This is a genomic window from Halomonas sp. GT (genome assembly GCF_002082565.1).
Taxonomy (GTDB): Bacteria; Pseudomonadota; Gammaproteobacteria; order Pseudomonadales; family Halomonadaceae; genus Vreelandella.
On record NZ_CP020562.1, the window covers coordinates 1,156,156 to 1,175,527 of the forward strand.

Annotated in this window: 13 protein-coding genes; 9 read left to right on the top strand and 4 right to left on the bottom strand. The window is 52.2% G+C overall.

Annotated features, from left to right (window positions below; translation table 11 throughout):
* Nucleotides 1-12: 12 nt before the first annotated feature.
* Nucleotides 13-765, bottom strand: a complete 753-nt coding sequence (gene aat, locus B6A39_RS05415) for a leucyl/phenylalanyl-tRNA--protein transferase (RefSeq protein ID WP_083002209.1) — start codon at nt 763-765, stop codon at nt 13-15.
* A 118-nt stretch (nt 766-883) separates the two neighbouring features.
* On the opposite strand from aat, the gene B6A39_RS05420 reads away from it, so the two are divergent.
* Nucleotides 884-4,348 carry a DNA translocase FtsK gene (locus B6A39_RS05420; protein WP_083002212.1) on the top strand — a complete coding sequence of 1,155 codons (3,465 nt, stop codon included), beginning with the start codon at nt 884-886 and terminating at the stop codon, nt 4,346-4,348.
* 170 nt (nt 4,349-4,518) lie between these two features.
* On the top strand, nt 4,519-5,172 hold the full coding sequence (gene lolA, locus B6A39_RS05425; protein ID WP_083002215.1) for an outer membrane lipoprotein chaperone LolA: 654 nt from the start codon (nt 4,519-4,521) through the stop codon (nt 5,170-5,172).
* A gap of 68 nt (nt 5,173-5,240) precedes the next feature.
* Here the strand turns inward: lolA and B6A39_RS05430 are convergent, their stop codons facing one another.
* Entirely contained in the window at nt 5,241-6,575 is a 1,335-nt protein-coding gene (locus tag B6A39_RS05430) for a replication-associated recombination protein A (protein WP_083002219.1), read from the bottom strand.
* A gap of 254 nt (nt 6,576-6,829) precedes the next feature.
* Between B6A39_RS05430 and B6A39_RS05435 the strand changes: the two genes are divergently transcribed.
* The 5 genes from B6A39_RS05435 (at nt 6,830) to B6A39_RS05455 (ending at nt 15,728) form a co-directional block, all read left to right on the top strand.
* Nucleotides 6,830-7,375, top strand: a complete 546-nt coding sequence (locus tag B6A39_RS05435) for a hemerythrin domain-containing protein (protein WP_038482554.1) — start codon at nt 6,830-6,832, stop codon at nt 7,373-7,375.
* A gap of 113 nt (nt 7,376-7,488) precedes the next feature.
* Nucleotides 7,489-8,286 (top strand): glutamate racemase, encoded by a 798-nt coding sequence (murI, locus tag B6A39_RS05440; protein ID WP_083002223.1) that lies wholly within the window; start codon nt 7,489-7,491, stop codon nt 8,284-8,286.
* Nucleotides 8,287-8,343: 57 nt separating this feature from the next.
* Complete coding sequence (gene trmA, locus B6A39_RS05445; RefSeq protein WP_083002228.1) at nt 8,344-9,456, top strand: tRNA (uridine(54)-C5)-methyltransferase TrmA; 1,113 nt, start codon at nt 8,344-8,346, stop codon at nt 9,454-9,456.
* 174 nt (nt 9,457-9,630) lie between these two features.
* Nucleotides 9,631-14,454 carry an NAD-glutamate dehydrogenase gene (locus B6A39_RS05450; RefSeq protein WP_083002231.1) on the top strand — a complete coding sequence of 1,608 codons (4,824 nt, stop codon included), beginning with the start codon at nt 9,631-9,633 and terminating at the stop codon, nt 14,452-14,454.
* Between the two features lie 260 nt (nt 14,455-14,714).
* On the top strand, nt 14,715-15,728 hold the full coding sequence (locus tag B6A39_RS05455) for a quinone-dependent dihydroorotate dehydrogenase (protein WP_083002235.1): 1,014 nt from the start codon (nt 14,715-14,717) through the stop codon (nt 15,726-15,728).
* A gap of 70 nt (nt 15,729-15,798) precedes the next feature.
* Here B6A39_RS05455 and rmf read toward each other — a convergent pair whose 3' ends face one another.
* Nucleotides 15,799-16,008, bottom strand: coding sequence for a ribosome modulation factor (gene rmf, locus B6A39_RS05460; RefSeq protein WP_009722578.1), 210 nt, complete (start codon nt 16,006-16,008; stop codon nt 15,799-15,801).
* 342 nt (nt 16,009-16,350) lie between these two features.
* Between rmf and rlmKL the strand changes: the two genes are divergently transcribed.
* Together rlmKL and B6A39_RS05470 are read left to right on the top strand one after the other, a co-directional pair.
* A complete protein-coding gene (rlmKL, locus tag B6A39_RS05465; RefSeq protein WP_083002239.1) occupies nt 16,351-18,573 on the top strand; it encodes a bifunctional 23S rRNA (guanine(2069)-N(7))-methyltransferase RlmK/23S rRNA (guanine(2445)-N(2))-methyltransferase RlmL in 2,223 nt (740 codons plus the stop codon).
* Nucleotides 18,574-18,592: 19 nt separating this feature from the next.
* Nucleotides 18,593-18,928 carry a glutaredoxin family protein gene (locus tag B6A39_RS05470; protein WP_083002243.1) on the top strand — a complete coding sequence of 112 codons (336 nt, stop codon included), beginning with the start codon at nt 18,593-18,595 and terminating at the stop codon, nt 18,926-18,928.
* Nucleotides 18,929-19,014: 86 nt separating this feature from the next.
* Here B6A39_RS05470 and B6A39_RS05475 read toward each other — a convergent pair whose 3' ends face one another.
* Nucleotides 19,015-19,296 (bottom strand): WGR domain-containing protein, encoded by a 282-nt coding sequence (locus B6A39_RS05475; protein ID WP_030070186.1) that lies wholly within the window; start codon nt 19,294-19,296, stop codon nt 19,015-19,017.
* Between the last annotated feature and the right edge of the window lie 76 nt (nt 19,297-19,372).

Here is a 19,372-nt window from a genome sequence, read left to right on the forward strand (position 1 = left end):
GTTTGGATACGCTTACCATTCTGGGTGGTGGGACGAGGCAATAGCACCAAGCCACGGTGATCCAGGTACAGTAGGCGCTTCATTAATCATATTCGTTAAGTTAAATGCCTTGTTAGGCAACCACTTTTCAAGATAGTTGATGAACGTCTTACGAGCGACTGTTGTCGCACCAAGGCTTGCCAAGTGAGGTGTATGCATCTGGCAATCAATAAGTTTACCTTCATGGTGCTGCATAGCATGGGCTAAGTGGGCAAGGGCTACTTTGGAAGCATCGGGCACTCTCGAAAACATCGATTCACCAAAGAAAATAGGCCCCATTGCTAATCCATAAAGTCCGCCAACCAGTTGGCCTTCAAGGTGTACTTCAATGCTATGTGCTATGCCTAGCTCGTGTAGTCGTTGATAAGCGGCACGCATATCTTGATTGATCCAGGTGCCGGGTTCTCCAAGGCGTGGTGCAGCGCATGCTTTAACAATGTTTTCAAACTGTTGATCCAGGGTGACGATAAAGCCACCATGGCGCAATCGCTTAACAAGACTACGACGTCGTTTAAAATGTTCTGGTAGTAATACCATACGTGGGTTGGGGCTCCACCACAAAATTGGCTCATCATCGCTATACCATGGAAAAATACCTTTCCGGTAAGCGTGGATTAACCAGTGTGGGGAGAGCTCTCCGCCCGCGGCAAGAAGGCCGTTTGGTGAGTCTAGTGCAAGGTCGGTAGAAGGAAAGATAGGCTGTGGCGATGAAAGCCAAGGTAGCATTGTTTGCTCCTGTTACTGAACACTTCGATAGAAGCGCTGTGACGGCGAAAGGATGCTCGGTATGATGCAAACTCGCAAGTGGATTAAAGACACCATTGAGGTGTAAAGGGAGAATCGCTTGAAAGTAAATAAGGCGGTAGACAAGCGAACGCAACGTAACTCGCGTCAACCATCATCAACGGCCTCAACTGGGCGAGTTAAAGCCGCTAAGGATAAAGCTCGTCGGTTTGGGCTGCGCTTACAGGGCTCGGCTCGCGAAGGCGTGGTCGTGGTGCTGCTTGCGCTATGCGTATTTTTGTTATTAGCACTGTTTAGTTATGATCCTGCCGACCCTGGCTGGTCTTATCAAGGGCCGGAAACAGACGTTCAAAATTGGATGGGGCCTGTCGGCGCTTGGCTTGCGGATGTACTTTATTCGCTGCTAGGCGCAAGCGCCTTGTGGTGGCCGGGAATGTTTGGGTATGCAGCCTGGTGGCTAATGAGATCTCGCCAAGTACGGTTTGAGATTGATCCGGTAGCGATTGCTGTACACAGCGGCGGATTAGTGCTGCTGATCTTTGGCACGACGATGCTGGGGGCACTCCATTTTTATCATCCTGACAGCATTTTGCCTTACGCTTCTGGCGGTATATTGGGCGAAGGGTTAGTAAGCACCCTGAAGCCACTGGTTAGTAGTGGTGGCGTTGGGCTTATTTCTGCCGCGCTAATATTGATTGGTTTTCCGCTGTTTAGCGGCATGTCGTGGTTACAGGTGGCTGATGAGCTTGGTCGTCGTCTATGTAAAGTAGGGAGCTGGTTCAGCGCTCGGCGCGCTAAAGGGCGTGAGAAGCGTTCCCAGCGTGCTGCTGTGCGTGCCGCAGCGAAAGCTGCGTCTCAGAAAGTAAAAGAGAAGCCTCTTACTGAATTCAAAGCAGCTAAGCAAGAGAGTGACTCGCAACCTCCAAGTCCAAAAGAGAGTAGTCACCAGCAAGCACCCGCCCAAGAAAGCAGCCGCGTACGTCGTGAGCCTAGTTTTTCAACGACGACAGATACCTCAATTCCATGGGCAGCTGCTGCATTTTCAGGTGCGTTGCCTGAGGAAGAGATGCCCAAGCGTGTATCCTCAACTGCGCCTGAGCAGCCTGCTCCTGAGATGGATGCGCTTCATGATGTTCCGTTGGCTGAGCCTGACAATCAGCCTTTAACGTCTGCCACCGCGACTGAAGAGCGACGTGAAGCCAAAATAGAGCCCAAAACAGAAGTTAAAACAGAGCCTAAAATAGAGCCTGTTGTGAACAACGATGTGGAAAAGGTTGCGGAAGACGCTGTAGAAGACGCCGAGGAAAAATTGCCCAGCGCGCCTCGCGAGGATGCTTTTGCGGTGCGTATCAAGGATGAAAGCAGCGAGCCAACACCTTCAGTACCGCTCTCCGCGAGAGAGGCAGAGCCAACGTTCGATCGGCCGGCGCGTGATGAGCTAGCCGGTGAAAAAGCGGCTTCTTATTCTGCGCCTAGTTTCCAGCCAGCAGAAACGCAGCCATTTACTTCATCGGCAGACGTATCACGCGATGAAACAGAGCATCAAGCTACGTCTCAGGCGATGCCTTATGCAGCGTATGAAATAAAACAGCATGATGCAGCTAAGCAAGGCGACGACGTTGAACGCGAGATGGCGCCTGTTTCTACCAGCATGCCGGAACCCGAGCATACGCCCGCAATCACACCGCGAGATGCTGGTGACTCTCGCCCTGTACATGCGACGCCCCCTGAGCCTCGTTCCGAACGAGTACCTGAAGTCGTGCCAGAGCCAGTATGGGATGATGAGGAAGATGATCTCCCTGTCGCACGGCCAGCCGCTACTGCCGTGCGCCAAGAGCCAACGTTACATGATTCTGACGTACCCAGGGCAGAAGTACCTAGGACAGAGGTCTCCAAGGTTGGGGCTCCCCAAGTTGAGTCTTCTGAGACGGTGGATTCAAATGACATGTCTGCCGACGAGGCGTCTTCTGAGGAAAAAGAATCTGACAATGGGCCTACTCTGTGGACCGTTGAGCATCTGCAGAGCCAGCGTCCAGCGTTTGAAACATTTGATGAGCCAGAAGGGGATGTGCCCAGTCTCCAACTGCTGACGCCTCCAGAGCCGCATGAGCCAAATTACACGGACGAGCAGCTTGCTGATATGGCGGAGCTCTTGGAAGTGCGGCTGCGTGAGTATGGTGTTAAAGCAGAAGTCGTTGATACATGGCCTGGTCCAGTTATCACTCGGTTTGAAATTAAACCGGCGGCTGGGGTGAAAGTTTCTAAAATCAGTAACCTTGCCAAAGATCTAGCACGCTCGTTAATGGTCAAGAGTGTACGTGTGGTTGAAGTAATTCCTGGACGCCCAACGGTTGGCATTGAAATACCTAACCCCCATAGAGCGATGATTCGTCTGCGCGAAGTCATTGACTCTGACCGCTATCAACAGGAAAGCTCGCCACTGACCATGGCGTTGGGTCAAGACATTGGCGGCGGGCCCGTTGTCGCTAATCTAGGTAAGATGCCCCATCTTCTGGTTGCGGGTACGACGGGGTCTGGTAAGTCAGTGGGTGTTAATGCCATGCTGATTTCCATGCTGCTAAAAGCGACCCCAGATGAGCTGAAGCTGATCATGGTTGACCCAAAAATGCTGGAGCTGTCAGTCTACGATGGCATTCCACACCTTTTGGCTCCCGTGGTCACGGATATGAAAGAAGCTGCAAATAGTCTGCGCTGGTGTGTTGCGGAGATGGAGCGCCGCTACAAATTAATGGCGGCAATGGGGGTGCGTAACATTGCAGGCTTTAATGGCCGTTTAGATGAGGCTGAGAGTGCCGGCGCACAAGTTGCCGACCCGCTTTGGGAGCCACAGCCATGGGAAATGCATCAAACGCCGCCAATCCTTGAAAAACTGCCCTATATCGTGGTGGTGATCGACGAATTCGCCGACATGTTTATGATCGTCGGGAAGAAAGTTGAAGAGCTCATTGCTCGCTTGGCGCAAAAGGCGCGTGCAGCGGGAATTCACTTGATTTTGGCTACTCAGCGTCCCTCCGTTGATGTGGTGACAGGGCTGATTAAAGCGAATATTCCGTCGCGAATGGCCTTCCAGGTATCGTCGCGGATTGATTCGCGTACCATTCTAGATCAGGGGGGGGCTGAGAGCCTGCTTGGCCATGGTGATATGCTTTACTTACCCGCTGGCTCAGGGCCGCCTAACAGGATTCATGGTGCGTTTGTAGACGATGACGAAGTGCACCGGGTCGTGGATGATTGGAAACGACGTGGCGCGCCTGAGTACATTGAAGAGATTTTGTCAGGCGGTGTGACTGCCGATGCGCTGACAGGGCTTGAGGCTGAGGGCGTAGATGGTGATGATGCAGAGCAGGATGCGCTTTACGATGAGGCGGTTCAGTTTGTTACCGAAACGCGTAAAGCGTCTATATCTGCCGTTCAGCGTCGCTTCAAAATCGGCTATAACCGCGCTGCACGTTTAGTAGAGGCAATGGAAGGTGCCGGTGTGGTTACCTCTATGGGGTCTAACGGTGCCCGTGAAGTACTGGCTCCGCCACCGATAGGTCACTGACTTATCTCTATTAATGCATGCCTGGTACTTGATTCAATAATGCAATAAGCGTGAAAGTCGCGCCGTAGGTGAAACCCTGCGGCGCGTTTTGCGTCTGAGAGGCTACACGGATCGTCTTAACGCTCCTTGCCTCGTCCGCTATTCGGCAATGACTGCCTAGGGAGAAAATAATGCGCGATACACATACTCGACGCTCATCATCGTTGGCGTTAGCAGCCAGCGCGCTAGGGTTAGCCTTTGCAGCGCCTATTGCGTGGGCAAACGACGCCGCAGAGCGTCTTACTGAGCGGCTTGATCCGTTAGAGAACTATCAAGCGACGTTTGAACAGCAGATTTTAGACGGTGGTGGCGAGCGCTTACAAAGCGCACGTGGGGAAATGTGGCTCTCGCGTCCTGGTATGCTCCGTTGGGAAGTAGAGGCACCTTATACGCAAGTCGTCGTCTCAGATGGCGACGATGTTTATCTCTATGACCCTGATCTTGAGCAAGTCACCATTCAAGCGATGGATGATCGGGTTACACATACTCCGGCGCTATTGCTTTCGGGAAGTGCAAACGATTTAACTGCTAGCTATGACGTATTTCATGAGCAGCAGGACGGTGACGATGTGTTTACGCTGATTCCTGTCTCAGCAGATACGCTATTCGAAGAGCTGAGCATGGTCTTCGACGATCAAACCTTAACTGAACTGTGGATGATGGACAGTACTGGTCAGCGTACCGCGATTACGTTTAGCGACATTACCCGAAACGGTAGTATTGACCGCAGCTTATTCAAATTTGATATTCCTGATGGCACTGATGTTATCCGCGAAGAGTTGTAAAAGTGTTGTGAGAAGAGCAATGCACTGCTCGCAATAATGTACTCCGCACGATGATTAGATCAGGCACCTTAGGGTGCCTGATCTGCTTCTAGGTCCTGATGTTCCCGCCACGCCATGATCTCACCAAAGCGTTTCTCCTGACCAAAATCGCTCGGTTCATAAAATCGTGTTTTAGGTAAGTCGTCAGGCCAACAGTCATGAGCGCTGCCAGCAGGGTAGCCATAGGTTTCATCGTGCGCGTAGCGATAACCTTGGCCATGTCCTAACTGCTCCATCAATTTGGTGGGGGCGTTACGAAGATAGCTGGGTACTTCCAATTGTGGTTGCTGCTGCACAAACTGCTGTGCAGCCTTCCAGGCACGGTCGATACGATTACTTTTTGGAGCAACCGCTAAATGAATAGCAGCGTGAGCAATCGCTCGCTGGCCCTCATAATCGCCTAAACGTAAATAGGCATCCCAGGCAGCAATGACCAGGGGCAGTGCTCGCGGGTCAGCATTTCCTACATCTTCTGAGGCAATCGCCGTTAAGCGGCGCACAATATCAAGCGGGTCGCCGCCGCCCTGTAAAAAGCGTGCCATATACAGCAGGGCTGAATCAGGACGTGATGAGCGAATTGATTTATGAAGTGCTGATAATAAATCGTAATAAGCGTCACCTTGCTTATCAAAGGCGCTTGATTGATAACCTACCACGTCGGCTAACACCGCTTTTTGTAGCACCTCTTTATCACCATGCTGCTCAGTAAAGTCGCAAGCTGTTTCTAGTAGCCCCAACGCGCGACGTGCGTCGCCAGCACTGGCATGAGCAAGTGCATCTAATACTCCCTCTTCCAACTCGATGCGTCGCTTCCCCAGGCCATGCTCTGTGTCGCTTAACGCCTGGGATAACACCCGGAGAAGTTCGTCATGGCTCAGCGGTTTAAGCACATAGACCCGAGCACGAGAAAGTAGCGCCGAGTTCACCTCAAAAGAGGGGTTTTCCGTTGTTGCACCGATCAGTGTTAGCAGGCCCGACTCCACATGGGGCAGCAACGCGTCCTGTTGGCTCTTGTTCAGACGGTGGATTTCATCTAAAAATAGAAGTGTAGGCGATGTGCGTTGTTGGGCTCGCTCTACTGCTGAACGAATTTCTTTAACACCGGCCATGACAGCGCTTAAATGCTCAAGATGTGCGCCAGAAGCACGTGCTAGTAACTCCGCTAGCGTAGTTTTCCCCACGCCGGGTGGCCCCCATAAAATCATTGAGCGTACTATCCCAGACTCTGCCATTCGACGTAGGGGTTTTTCAGGCCCAACTAATGCTTGCTGGCCGACATAATCGTTAAGGGTTAGTGGGCGCATACGGTAGGCAAGGGGCACGTCTTCGCTCGTGGTAACGGACGCGCGGTCAAAAAGATCCATATAAACGTTCCCTCTAAATTTCCATCGTAAATCTTGCCATTGAACAATCAACGATTAACACGTGTCTGTGGTAAATAATGTAACGTCGGGCTACCTTTGGGCATAACCGACTGATAAGCGTCTGCTTGCCTAGGTAATGTCAAAGGCGCATGGTAACGATTAACACCAGTGTAGTTGAACCCAGCTCATGCCATGCGCTTAAGCGCTATTAGGCAATGGGCGAAAGGTAAAGCACTTACAAAGGAGACGGCAAGATGTTAAACCAACTGCGTCTAGATCATGCCAACATGGCGCGAATGCTCCATGTATTGCAGCTAAAACAAAAAACACTCGTGAGCGGTGAACGGCCCGACTTCCAGTTGATGCGTGAGGTGGTGGACTACATTTTGTCTTATATGGATGGTTTTGCTTCTCCACTGGAAAAGATTTGCGTGGAACGTTTGCAAGAGCAGGCTCCTGAGCACCTTCCATTGATGGAGCAAATGGCCAGTGACTATCGAAAATTAAAGCCGCGCCTGTCCCGTTTATCCAATGATATCGACATGATTCTAATGGATAACGTGCTACCAATGGATCGCTTTGCAGAGGCGTTAAAAGCGTACCTTGATGCACATCGTGCCTACCTTCGCCATGAGAGAGAGGGTCTGTTCCCGTTGATAGATAAGCATTTCAGCGAAGAGGATATGGAGGAGCTTCGTCAAGCGTTACCTGAGGGAGCTGAAAAAGAGCTAGAGCGCCTACAGCAAGCGTACCCCGAACTTTATGCTGAGTTGCGTGGTGCCGAGGTGCCATCAATGTAGCGTGTAAGCGGATCACTCAAGGTGTAACGGGGCGTGTTAGACTAGCGCCCCGTTTTTTATTGGCGGCTTGAGGGGGGTGGCATGTACAAAGCGTATTGGATGGTTAAGCAGTGATGTCAGGGCCTGTGCTACTGTTTGATTCAGGTGTGGGCGGACTTTCTGTTGCCCATGCCCTTCGCCAGCATTATCCGCATCTGGCAATGTGTTATGCCAGTGATAACGCGTGGCTGCCCTATGGTCTGCGCGATGATGTGATGCTCTCAGGGCGTATTGTCTCGGTATGTAAAGCGGCAGTAGATGCCTGCCAAGCGAGTGTCTTGGTCGTTGCCTGTAATACCGCTAGCACGCTAGCGTTAGAAGGGTTGCGTGCAACGTTAGATATTCCTGTCGTTGGAACAGTACCTGCTATCAAGCCCGCTGCGTTGAGTAGTCAGACACGTCATATTGGCTTGCTCGCCACAACGGCGACCGTCAATAGGTCATATACTCAGACGTTGATTGATAGCTTCGCGAGTGACTGTGTGGTCACCAAGGTGGCGGTAGATGCACTCGTCACAGAAGCAGAAGCGTGGCTATCAGGCGCGGCGATTAACGACCAGCGCTTAAACCTTGCGCTAACACCTTTATGGCAGGCTACCCAAGCTACCCCGGCACTCGATACGGTTGTGCTGGGGTGTACCCATTTTCCGCTATTGAAAACTGAGCTAATCCGGCTGTCGCCGGTGCCGCTGGTGTGGGTGGATTCTGGCGATGCAATTGCTCGTCGGGTGGGGCAAGTGGCACCTACTCTTGCAAACAGCTCCCAAGATGGGCGTTGCTTCACGACAGCGCCAGCGTCGCAACTCACTAAAGGGTTCGCACGCTTTGGTTTTCACTCGCCACAACGTTTAACGATTCCTAACGCGGTGTAGCCCCTCTGTTAGGTTGTTTGTTTTTATTGATGTTATTTACTTAAATGAGGAACTACCTTGGCGATCCCCACTGTAGAACCAGAACGCTACGCCGAACAACTCGCTGAAAAGCAAGCCTACGTGGAGAAGACCTTTGCAGCGTTCACCACGCCCACGCTAGAAGTCTACCCCTCACCGCCAAGCCACTATCGGCAACGCTGCGAATTTCGCATCTGGCATGAAGATGATGACCTCTTCTACGCCATGTTTGAGGTCGATTCGGATAATCCTAAAAACAAGCGTGTCGTGCGTTTGGATCAGTTCCCCATCGCCAGTGAGCATATTAATGCGCTGATGCCGCGTCTGCGAGAAGCGTTTCTTGCCAGCGATGAACTTCGCCGCCGCTTATTTCAAGTTGAGTTTTTAACCACCTTATCTGGCGAAGCCTTGGTAACGCTGATCTACCACCGCCCGCTAGGCGAGGCCTGGGAAGCCGAAGCGCGCGCACTGGAGGAGACGCTTGGCATCATGATTATTGGCCGCTCTCGCAAGCAGCGATGGGTGTTAACCCGAGATCATGTTTGGGAGCGCTTAACAGTTGATGGACGTGAGCTGGTGTACCAGCAGGTCGAAAACAGTTTTACGCAGCCGAATGCGCATATCTGCCAGACCATGCTTAGCTGGGCCAAGGAGGCCACCGCCGGACGGCAAGATGAAGACTTGGTGGAGCTTTACTGTGGTAACGGTAATTTTACGATTGCGTTAGCGGATAACTTTCGCCGCGTTTTGGCGACTGAAATTTCGCGCACCTCGGTTGCTAGCGCTAACGTCAATCTGGACGCTAACGGTGTGACCAATGCGCAGGTAGCAAGAATGTCTGCTGAAGAGTTCGCATTGGCGCTGAAAGGCGAGAAAACAGGCCGCCGAGTGACAGAGATGGGATTGGACGCGTATGAGTTTTCCACTGTACTAGTCGACCCACCACGAGCAGGGCTGGACGCCGAAAGTTGTCACCAGATCAGCGAATACGCTCAAATCGTCTATATTTCATGCAATCCGGCAACGCTAGCCGAAAACTTAACCATACTGACTCAAACGCATCACATTAAACGGTTCGCGCTTTTTGATCAGTTTCCGTTTACCGATCATTGTGAATGCGGTGTATTGCTCACAAGGAAGAGCATAGAGTAATAATTAACTTGTCAATAGTGCTTATGATGCATAAGCGGCATACATCATGAATAACCTGTCAGATGGTTAGGGAGACGAGCAACGGTAGCGTAAGCTAGTGGATAGTGTGGCCTAAAGGCCTATTGTCCTTCGTTTTTTGGCCTAAATAGTGGCCCCAGGCAGTCGAGGTGATGGATGCATTACGTTGCGATTGAAGAGAGTCGGCGGGATCTTTTGAAGCAGCTACAAGAGCGATTGGATGCGCGACTGGAGCCGGAGCGAGCGGCAGATGTCGAAGCCTTTGCTCGCCACTTTTACGCCACTGTGCCTGTGGAAGATCTAGTCGACCGACGCCTAGATGACCTATATGGGGCCACGCTATCGGTTTGGCAGTTTTTGCAGCATCACGATCCTAAAAGCCCCAAAGTGCGTATCTTCAATCCCGATTTTGAAGAGCATGGTTGGCAATCAACCCACACCTTTGTTGCCGTTCTGCACGAAGATATGCCGTTTCTGGTTGATTCAGTCCGGATTGAACTTAACCGTCGTGGGCTGACGGTTCACGCTATTCAAAATGCCGTATTTGCCGTAGCTCGTGACGGCCAGCACCAGCTTAAAGAGTTAACGTCACCAAGAGATGAAAATGCGCCTGAAGCGCGTGAGTCGTTAATGGTCATTGAAGTGGATCGCCACTCAGATCCTGAATCGTTGACCAAAATTGAGAACAAATTGCATGAAGTGCTGCGTGATGTTCGAACGGCTGTCAGCGACTTTGACGAGATGTGCGGTCAAATTACGTCGGCTATTCAAGAGTTAGAGAAAAACTGCCCCCCGCAAATTGATCCTGACGATCATGAAGAAGCTATCGCGTTTTTAGAGTGGCTGCTCAAAGACAACTTTACTTTCCTGGGTTATGACGAGTACCTGCTGGAAGGAAAAGAGTTGCAGCGCGACCCCAATAGTGTTCTGGGTGTTTTCCGCCTTGATCAGCCCCGATACCGCGAGCGCATCCGCACTGAAGAGGGGATTGATGATAATGACGACTACGTGCTGGTACCCCAGCTATTGTCGTTTGCTAAGAGCGCTCATCACTCCCGGGTGCATCGCCCCACGTATCCAGATTACATTACCGTTGATCGCTACGACGACGATGGCAATGTGATCGGCGAGCGGCGCTTTTTTGGCCTTTTCACCGCCACGGTTTACAACGAATCGCCACGCAATATTCCGCTGCTGCGTCGCAAGTTGAAAGCTGTGATGGATATTGCTGGGTTTAACCCCCAGGGGCATAACGGCAAACAGCTGTTGCAGGTGTTGGAAGTGTATCCCCGTGATGACCTATTTCAGATCAGCACGGAGTCACTGGCCAGCACTGCACTTGGTATCCTCAATATTCGTGAACGCCGACAAGTACGCTTGTTTATTCGCGCGGATGTCAGCGGTAAGTTCTACTCCTGCTTAGTATTTGTCCCAAGAGACGTGTTCTCTACCGACCTGCGCCAGCGCATACAAACGATGCTGTGCGATGAGCTAGACGCTCATTTTGGCGACTTTAATACCTATTTGTCAGAGTCGGTTCTCGCCCGTATTCAGCTTATTCTGCGTTTTAATGGGGAAGGGCCTAGCCAATACGACCTTAAGCGCTTAGAGAGCAAAGTGGCACGTTTGGCACGCAGCTGGCGTGATGAGCTTCAGGAAGCAATGGTTGAAGGCTTTGGTGAAGAGCGCGCCAATCACCAAATGGATAACTTCCATGATGCGTTCTCGGCCAGTTACCGAGAAGATTTCAATGCCCGCACCGCGGTGTTTGATGTTCAGCACCTGCTGACCCTGGATAGCGGTGAGGATCTCTCGCTGTCACTTTATCGCCCCCTAGAAGAGCAGGCGGGCGGTATGAATTTGAAGCTTTTCCATCGTGAAACGCAGATTCCGCTGTCTGATGTGCTACCGATGATGGAAAACCTGGGGCTGCGTGTCATCGGCGAGCGTCCCTACGACATCAATGCCCCGCAGCAGCGCTACTGGATTCATGACTTCGAGCTGGAACATAGCCGTGAAGGCGTCAACCTCAGCGAAATGCGTGACACTTTCAGCGAAGCGTTTAAGCGTATATGGGCAGGTGAAGCGGATAACGATGCCTTTAACCGTCTGATTATTGGTGCTGGCCTCGATTGGCGCGAAGTGGCCATGCTGCGTGGTTACGCCCGTTACCTTAAGCAGATACGCTTTGGTATGTCGCAGGACTACATTGCAGCTACCCTGGCTAATTACCCGGCAATCACCCAGACACTCGTTGAGCTTTTCCGGTTACGCTTCGATCCCAAGCGCCAGCCAAGCAGCTTAGATGACTGTATTGCTCGCTTAAACGAGCACCTGGAAGGTGTCGCCAGCCTTAATGATGACCAGTTGCTGCGCCGCTTTATGGAGCTTATTCAAGCGACGTTGCGCACTAACTACTACCAGACAGCTGCTGATGGTCGCTTTAAAGATTACATCTCCTATAAATTGGAGCCGTCGAAAGTCACGGGCATGCCCAAGCCACGCCCGGCGTTTGAGATTTTTGTTTGTTCGCCTCGCGTAGAGGGTGTTCACCTGCGTGGCGGTAAAGTCGCTCGTGGTGGCTTACGTTGGTCAGACCGCCATGAAGACTACCGCACGGAAGTATTGGGTCTAGTAAAAGCCCAGCAGGTGAAAAACGCGGTTATCGTGCCTGTGGGTGCTAAAGGCGGTTTCGTATGCAAACGCATGCCAGAAAACGCTGGTCGTGAAATCCAGCAGAAAGAAGGCATCGCTTGCTACAAAATCTTTATCCGTGCTCTGTTGGATGTCACTGACAATTTAGTGGGTGGTGAGGTCGTGCCGCCGCAAAACGTGGTGCGCCATGATGGCGACGATAGCTACCTTGTGGTAGCTGCCGATAAAGGGACCGCAACCTTCTCGGATATCGCAAATGAGATATCCATAGAGTATGGCCATTGGCTCGGTGATGCCTTTGCCTCTGGCGGTGCTAACGGTTACGACCATAAGAAAATGGCGATTACCGCGCGTGGTGCCTGGGAATCCGTAAAGCGACATTTCAAAAATCTCGACGTGAACACCCAGCAAGATTTGTTCACGGTAGTAGGCATTGGCGATATGGCTGGAGACGTGTTCGGCAATGGCATGCTGTTGTCGGATAAAATCCAGTTGGTTGGCGCGTTTAACCACCTGCATATTTTTGTCGACCCGAACCCCGACGCAGACGCTGCTTTCGCCGAGCGCAAACGCATGTTCAACCTTCCGCGCTCTAGCTGGGAAGATTACAGTGCTGAACTGATTTCGCAGGGTGGCGGTGTCTTTAGCCGCAGCGCTAAATCGATCCCGATTACCCCGGAAATGCAGCAGGTGTTTGGTATCGAAGAAACGCGCCTTTCACCCAACGATCTGATCCGCGCAATGCTGAAGGCCAAGATTGATCTGTTGTGGAACGGTGGTATCGGTACCTATGTGAAGAGCTCCGATGAAACCGACGCCGACGTGGGCGATAAAGCCAACGATGCGCTGCGTATTAACGGCGCTGAGTTAAACTGCCGCGTAGTCGGAGAGGGCGGTAATTTGGGCTTGACCCAGCGTGGCCGGATGGAAGCAGCCGCTAAAGGTGTGCGCGTTTACACTGACTTTATCGATAATGCCGGGGGTGTTAACTGCTCGGATCATGAGGTCAATATCAAGATATTGATCGATGAAGTGGTTAAGCGCGGCGACATGACCGACAAACAGCGTAACCAGCTGTTATCAGATATGACAGAGGAAGTAGCTAACCTAGTTATTCTCGATAACTATCGGCAAACCCAAGCGCTGGACCTGTCAGAAATACTGTCTCACCAAGGCATGGGACCCTACCGTCGCTTTATCAGTGAGCTTGAGTCAGCTGGTCAAATTGATCGTGAATTAGAATTTTTGCCTGCCGATGACGTGCTTAAAGAGCGTGCCAGTCATGACCAGGGCATGCGGTTGCCTGAACTTTCGGTGCTGATTTCTTACGCTAAGAGCACCCTGAAAGGCGATTTGATCAACTCTGATGTGCCGGATGATCCCTACATTCACCGTCACCTAGAGCGCTTGTTCCCTGAAGTGTTAACGGAACGCTACCAGACTGAAATGTACGACCACCGTCTGAAGCGTGAAATTGTTGCCACCCAGGTGGCTAACGATCTAGTTGATCACATGGGCATTGTGTTTGTTCGCCGCCTAATGGACTCAACCGGCGCAGGTCGAGCTGATATCGCGCGCGCTTATGTAGTTGCTCGAGATGCGTTTAACCTCACCTCTCTGTGGGAGCAAATCGAGGCGCTGGATAACCAAGTGCCGAATCGCGTGCAGTATTCGATGATGCTTGACCTGATGCGCATGATTCGTCGCGCGACGCGCTGGTTCCTGCGTCAGCATTTGGGGCTGTCGACTCAGGATACAATTGAGTACTTCGGGCCACGTCTTGCTCAGTTGCAAGAAGGTATTGGTGAACTGCTCAGCGGCGAAGAGCAGGCTGCATGGCGTAAGCGTTGCGACGAGCTGCTAGAAGCAGGTGTGCCTGAAGCGCTAGCTTCTACGGTGGCTGCTTCGCCTAGTCTCTATGCAGGTTTAGGCATTATTCACGCAGCGCGGGTCACCAATGAGAAACCCCAGCGTGTGGCCGAAGTGTTCTATGAAATCGGCAGCCGTCTAGAGCTACCCTGGATGATTCAACAGGTGACCCAGCTAGAAGTGCGTGATGCATGGCAGGCACAAGCGCGAGAAACCTTCCGTGACGATATTGATCGCCAGCAACTGGCACTAACGACCAGTGTTCTGAAGCTGGAAGCGGGTAGTCGTGACACCCAAGAGCGTGTGGCTCAGTGGCTTGAGCAGCACGCCGAGCTACACCGCCGCTGGTGCCATCTGATTGACGAAGTGCGTGGTGGCAGTGAAGGAGGCTTTGCACTGTTTGCCGTCGCCGTACGTGAATTGGTCGACCTTGCTGAAAGTGATAGCGAAGCGTAAGTCACAAGCTAGCTATCGAATTGCTCGATAAGTAACACCACCTAACCGCGTCCTGAATCAGGGCGCGGTTTTTTTATGACCGATCTTGTGACTGCTCGTGTGATCGCTTTTTCACTGCATCGCCTTTCTCACCGCACAGCGCTGCGAAGATAACTTGATTTACGCTATACTCTGCGCGCCGCGCGCTATGCCGTCTATTTGCTCACATGTAGCGTGCTTGTTCGTCTGCTTCATGCCCACTGCTCTGGAGAGCCTCGCTGATGTATAACTTCGCCCGTTCGCTGCTATTTCGACTCGACCCAGAAACGTCTCATAGGTTGGCGCTGGGTGCGTTAGATACTCTGCATCGGGTGGGTGGTGTGCAGCGGGTATATGGAGAACCTGTGAGCGACCCTGTCGAACTGATGGGGCTGCATTTTAGTAATCGGGTAGGGCTTGCCGCAGGGCTGGATAAAAATGCCGATCACTTGGATGCGCTGGGCGCGCTGGGCTTTGGGTTTGTAGAAGTAGGGACCGTGACGCCCAAAGCGCAGCCAGGCAACCCGAAGCCACGCCTGTTTCGGCTTGCAGGCCACGAGGCGATCATTAACCGCTTTGGATTTAATAACAAAGGGGTTGAGCACCTTGTCGCTCAGGTGAAAAAGCGCCACTACAGAGGCGTTGTGGGCATCAATATTGGTAAAAACTTAACCACCTCTGTGGAAAACGCGCTCGATGATTACCTGCTTTGTTTAGAGGCGGTGCACAGCGTGGCTGATTATATTGCGGTCAATATTTCCTCGCCTAACACGCCTGGGCTGCGGACATTACAGTTCGGCGAACAGCTGGACGCACTGCTTGGGCCTATTCGTTCGCGCAGCCAAGTACTGGACAGCGCGTTAGGCCGCAAGGTGCCGCTACTGGTTAAAATCGCCCCAGATATGAGTGAAGAAGAGGTCGCTCTGGTGGCTGGCAGTATTGCTCGAAATGCACTGGATGGTGTTATTGCGACAAATACCACGATAGCTCGCGATGCTGTTAAGAGTGACCCTCAGTCAGATGAGGCGGGTGGGCTTTCTGGAAAACCCGTTTTTGAAGCATCGAATAGAGTGATTCGCCTGCTGCGTGCGCAACTGCCAACGCTGCCTATTATAGGCGTGGGCGGAATTGATAGCGGTGAGGCCGCTGCTGCTAAAATTGCCGCTGGCGCAGACTTGGTGCAGCTCTATTCAGGGTTGATCTACCAAGGCCCTGGGTTAGTGAAAGCGTGCGCCGAGGCATTAAAACAGCAATAATTGAGCAATAAAAAAGCCCGCTTGTCAGCGGGCTCCGTACTCCAAATGTCATGTTTGAAAAGGTAAAAAACTAGGTCATCACCATGGGGTTTTTATGGATACCGGAGACGCCGGTCATCCCGTCCCACTGATCACCGCGACCTTCACGCCAACCACTCATCCAATATTCGCGTAAATTGACATCTTGACTGGGGCAGTCATCTCGGGAGCGACCCGTAATGCCCGCTTTATAGCCGTGAACATAAGCCCGTTGGAAGCGATCACGTTTTTGTCGTTTCATTGGCTAACCTCTTTTCACGAAAGCCTTTGATAAGAAAAGCACGCTGGGCAAAAATGCTATATTTGCATCAGTGCTATTTCGATAAATAACGTTGGCAAGCCGCCACTCAACGCTAGTGCCTAGCACTCACGTGCTGAACGGGCAAAGCGGCAGACTCGACAAATTAGGGATCTTGAAAGCAAGTTGCTAATAGAACCCTGACAAACAACGCATGCGTTTTTCAGTAGCTACACTCTTATTGTTAGCTCATGATGGGGTCACTTGTCGACCATCAAATTGTCATAAGACGTAAACTCATTTGCCATATATAGGAATATCGCGCTCTTACGCGCGGCGATAAACATGACCGAGTCGAGCCAAACTGCCCCTCTAAACCTCCTTGCTACCTGCCCAAAAGGTATTGAAGGCCTTTTAGCTGATGAGCTTTCAGCACTAGGAGCCGAGCCAGGTAAAACGACCGTGGCGGGCGTTTATTTTTCCGCCAATCTAGCAACCGCCTATCGCATATGCCTGTGGTCACGGTTAGCTAACCGCATTATTTTGCTGTTGGCTCGGGAGCCGATGATTGATACCGCTGAGCAAGTGCGTGACGTGGTTGCCCGACTTCCCTGGACGCAGCATTTAACGCCAGGCAAAACGCTGGCGGTAGATTTCCATGGCCGCAGCGATCACATTCGTCACACCCGGTTTGGTGCTCAGACGGTGAAAGATGGCGTTGTTGATTCGCTGCAGCTAGCAGGGCAGGAGCGCCCAAATGTTGATACCAAAGCACCTGATCTGCGCATCTATGCCCATCTACACCGCGCTAACTTAAGCCTGGGGATTGATCTTTCCGGTGAAAGTTTGCACCGTCGTGGCTACCGCCGTGATGTTGGGCATGCACCGCTGAAAGAGAACTTGGCAGCGGCATTGCTGTTGCGTGCAGGCTGGCCAGAACGAGCAAAAGCCGGTGAGCCGTTGTTAGATCCATTATGTGGCGCAGGCACGCTGCTGATTGAAGCGGCGCTAATGGCTGCCGACCAAGCGCCCAATCTCAATCGGGAGCGCTTTGGCTTTCAGGGCTGGGCAGGCCACGACGAGCCGCTGTGGAAAGAGTTAAAGCGCGAAGCTGAGGCACGGGCGTCGATAGGCCGTAAACGCTGTAAAACGGCGCTGGTGGGCTTTGATCAGAGTCCGGCGGCATTGACAGCAGCGAAAGCCAACGCCATGCGTGCGGGCATTCCTGCGCTAATTACCTTGCATGGGCAGAGCCTAAGTCAGCTAACCAGGCCAGAGACTATTATTGCCGAACGTGGGCTATTGATAACTAACCCGCCTTATGGCGAGCGCTTAGGCGAATTACCTGAATTGGTGCGTTTGTATGCCCAGCTGGGAGAAAAGGCAAAGGCGCTGTTTCCTGGCTGGACACTGGCGCTGTTTACCGGTAACCCCGATTTGGGGCATCGCCTTGGGCTGCGTGCTCATAAGCAGTATGCGCTGAAGAACGGGGCGCTGGATGCGAAGTTGCTGCTGATGGAAATTGCCACTCACACGGCTAGTACGCCAGGCAGTGACAGCGTTTCTTCTGTCTCAGAAAACGGAGGAGAGACGCAGCAAATAAGTACCAGTGCCAAGCCTGCCGTGTCGGAAAATGCCCAAATGTTTGCCAATCGACTGGCGAAAAATCAAAAACGTTTGAAAAAGTGGCTCAAGAAAAGCGGTGAGACTTGCTATCGTGTTTACGATGCTGATATGCCGGAATATGCGCTGGCAGTCGATCGTTACGGCGACCGAGTGCACGTTCAAGAGTACGCCGCACCCAGCTCAATCAACCCCGCTCAGGCTCAAAAGCGCCTATTTGATGCACTGGAAGTGCTACCAGATGCCCTGGGCGTTGATCCAGGCAAGGTGTATATAAAGCGTCGTGAACGGCAAGCTGGCAGTGCCCAGTACCAGAAACGGGATGCTAGCGGTGAGCGCTTTGAAGTGCAGGAAGGTGACGCTCGGTTGTGGGTCAACCTGCGTGACTACTTGGATACCGGCTTGTTTTTGGATCATCGGCCAGTGCGCCGCCTGCTTAACGAGATGGCTAGTGGGAAGCGCTTCTTAAACCTGTTTTGCTACACTGCGACGGCAACTGTGCAAGCAGCCCTGGGTGGTGCAAGCGACAGCGTCAGCGTCGATATGTCGAATACCTACCTTGAGTGGGCGAGGGACAACTTTTCGCTGAACAAGCTGGACCCAAGGCTACATCGCGTGGTGCGGGATGACTGTTTCCGCTGGCTAGAAACCGCGAACGCCGAATTCGACTTGATCTTTATGGATCCGCCAACGTTTTCTAACTCCAAGAAAATGCGCGATACCCTTGATGTTCAGCGTGACCATCCGCGGCTAGTAGAACTGGCCATGGCGCGTCTTGCGCCCGGCGGTACGCTGGTGTTCTCGAACAACCAGCGGCGCTTCAAGCTAGACGAGGCGCTCAGCGAGCGCTACGCAGTAGAAGATATTACATCGCGTACGTTTGATCCGGATTTTCAACGCCGAACCAACCTGCATCACGTGTTTTTGCTACGGCATAAAGCGTAAGGGCACAAAGAGATCGGATATGATTCAGCTGTCGATTTATACAACGTTAGGCTGCCACTTGTGCGCTCAGTTAGAAGCGCTGGTGGTAACGTTGGCGAACCAAGAGGTATCGCTGCATCACATTGAAATCAGCGACGACGATACATTAGCGGAGCGTTATGGTGTGCGCATTCCGGTGTTGATAGATGGTAATGGAGAAGAGCTGGATCGAGGCTTTGATCTTGATAGGCTGAGCGCTTGGCTACAAGCGCGCGGCTGGTTAGATGAGGCTGCGCTTGCGACACTTACCACACCGCCCGAAAATGCGCCGCCAATTGGCGTGCATCAGCGCAATGGACGGCGCTATTTGGGTTGAGATAGCCCTTGAGACAGCCCTTGAAACTGGTCTTAAAACAGCCTTTAGGGGTTGAATTATTGTCGCTAACATGGAATTTGATGCCCCTAAAGTGCATCAAGTAGCGACAACTGCCGCATGGCTTCCTGTCCTTCGGGCGTATGATCGGCTGCTTCCAGTACCTTGCGAAACCCTCGCGAGGTCTGGATGGTGGCCTCATCTTCCATCCACATTTGCGCTTGCTCCAGGGTGTCTGCCAACTGATGCTTTAGCCCGCCAAACTGGGTGCCGATTTGCCCCCAGGCGCGGCTGAAAATCCAGTCGCCAAACATATCCTGGTGAATGTGTACCAACACATAGTCATGGTCGGTTTCCCAGCGTACGATCACACCCATCTCCTTAACTGCTTCTTGATCATGCCTGCACAGCAAGCCGTTGCGGGCGTATTGTAAAGCCCGGATACGA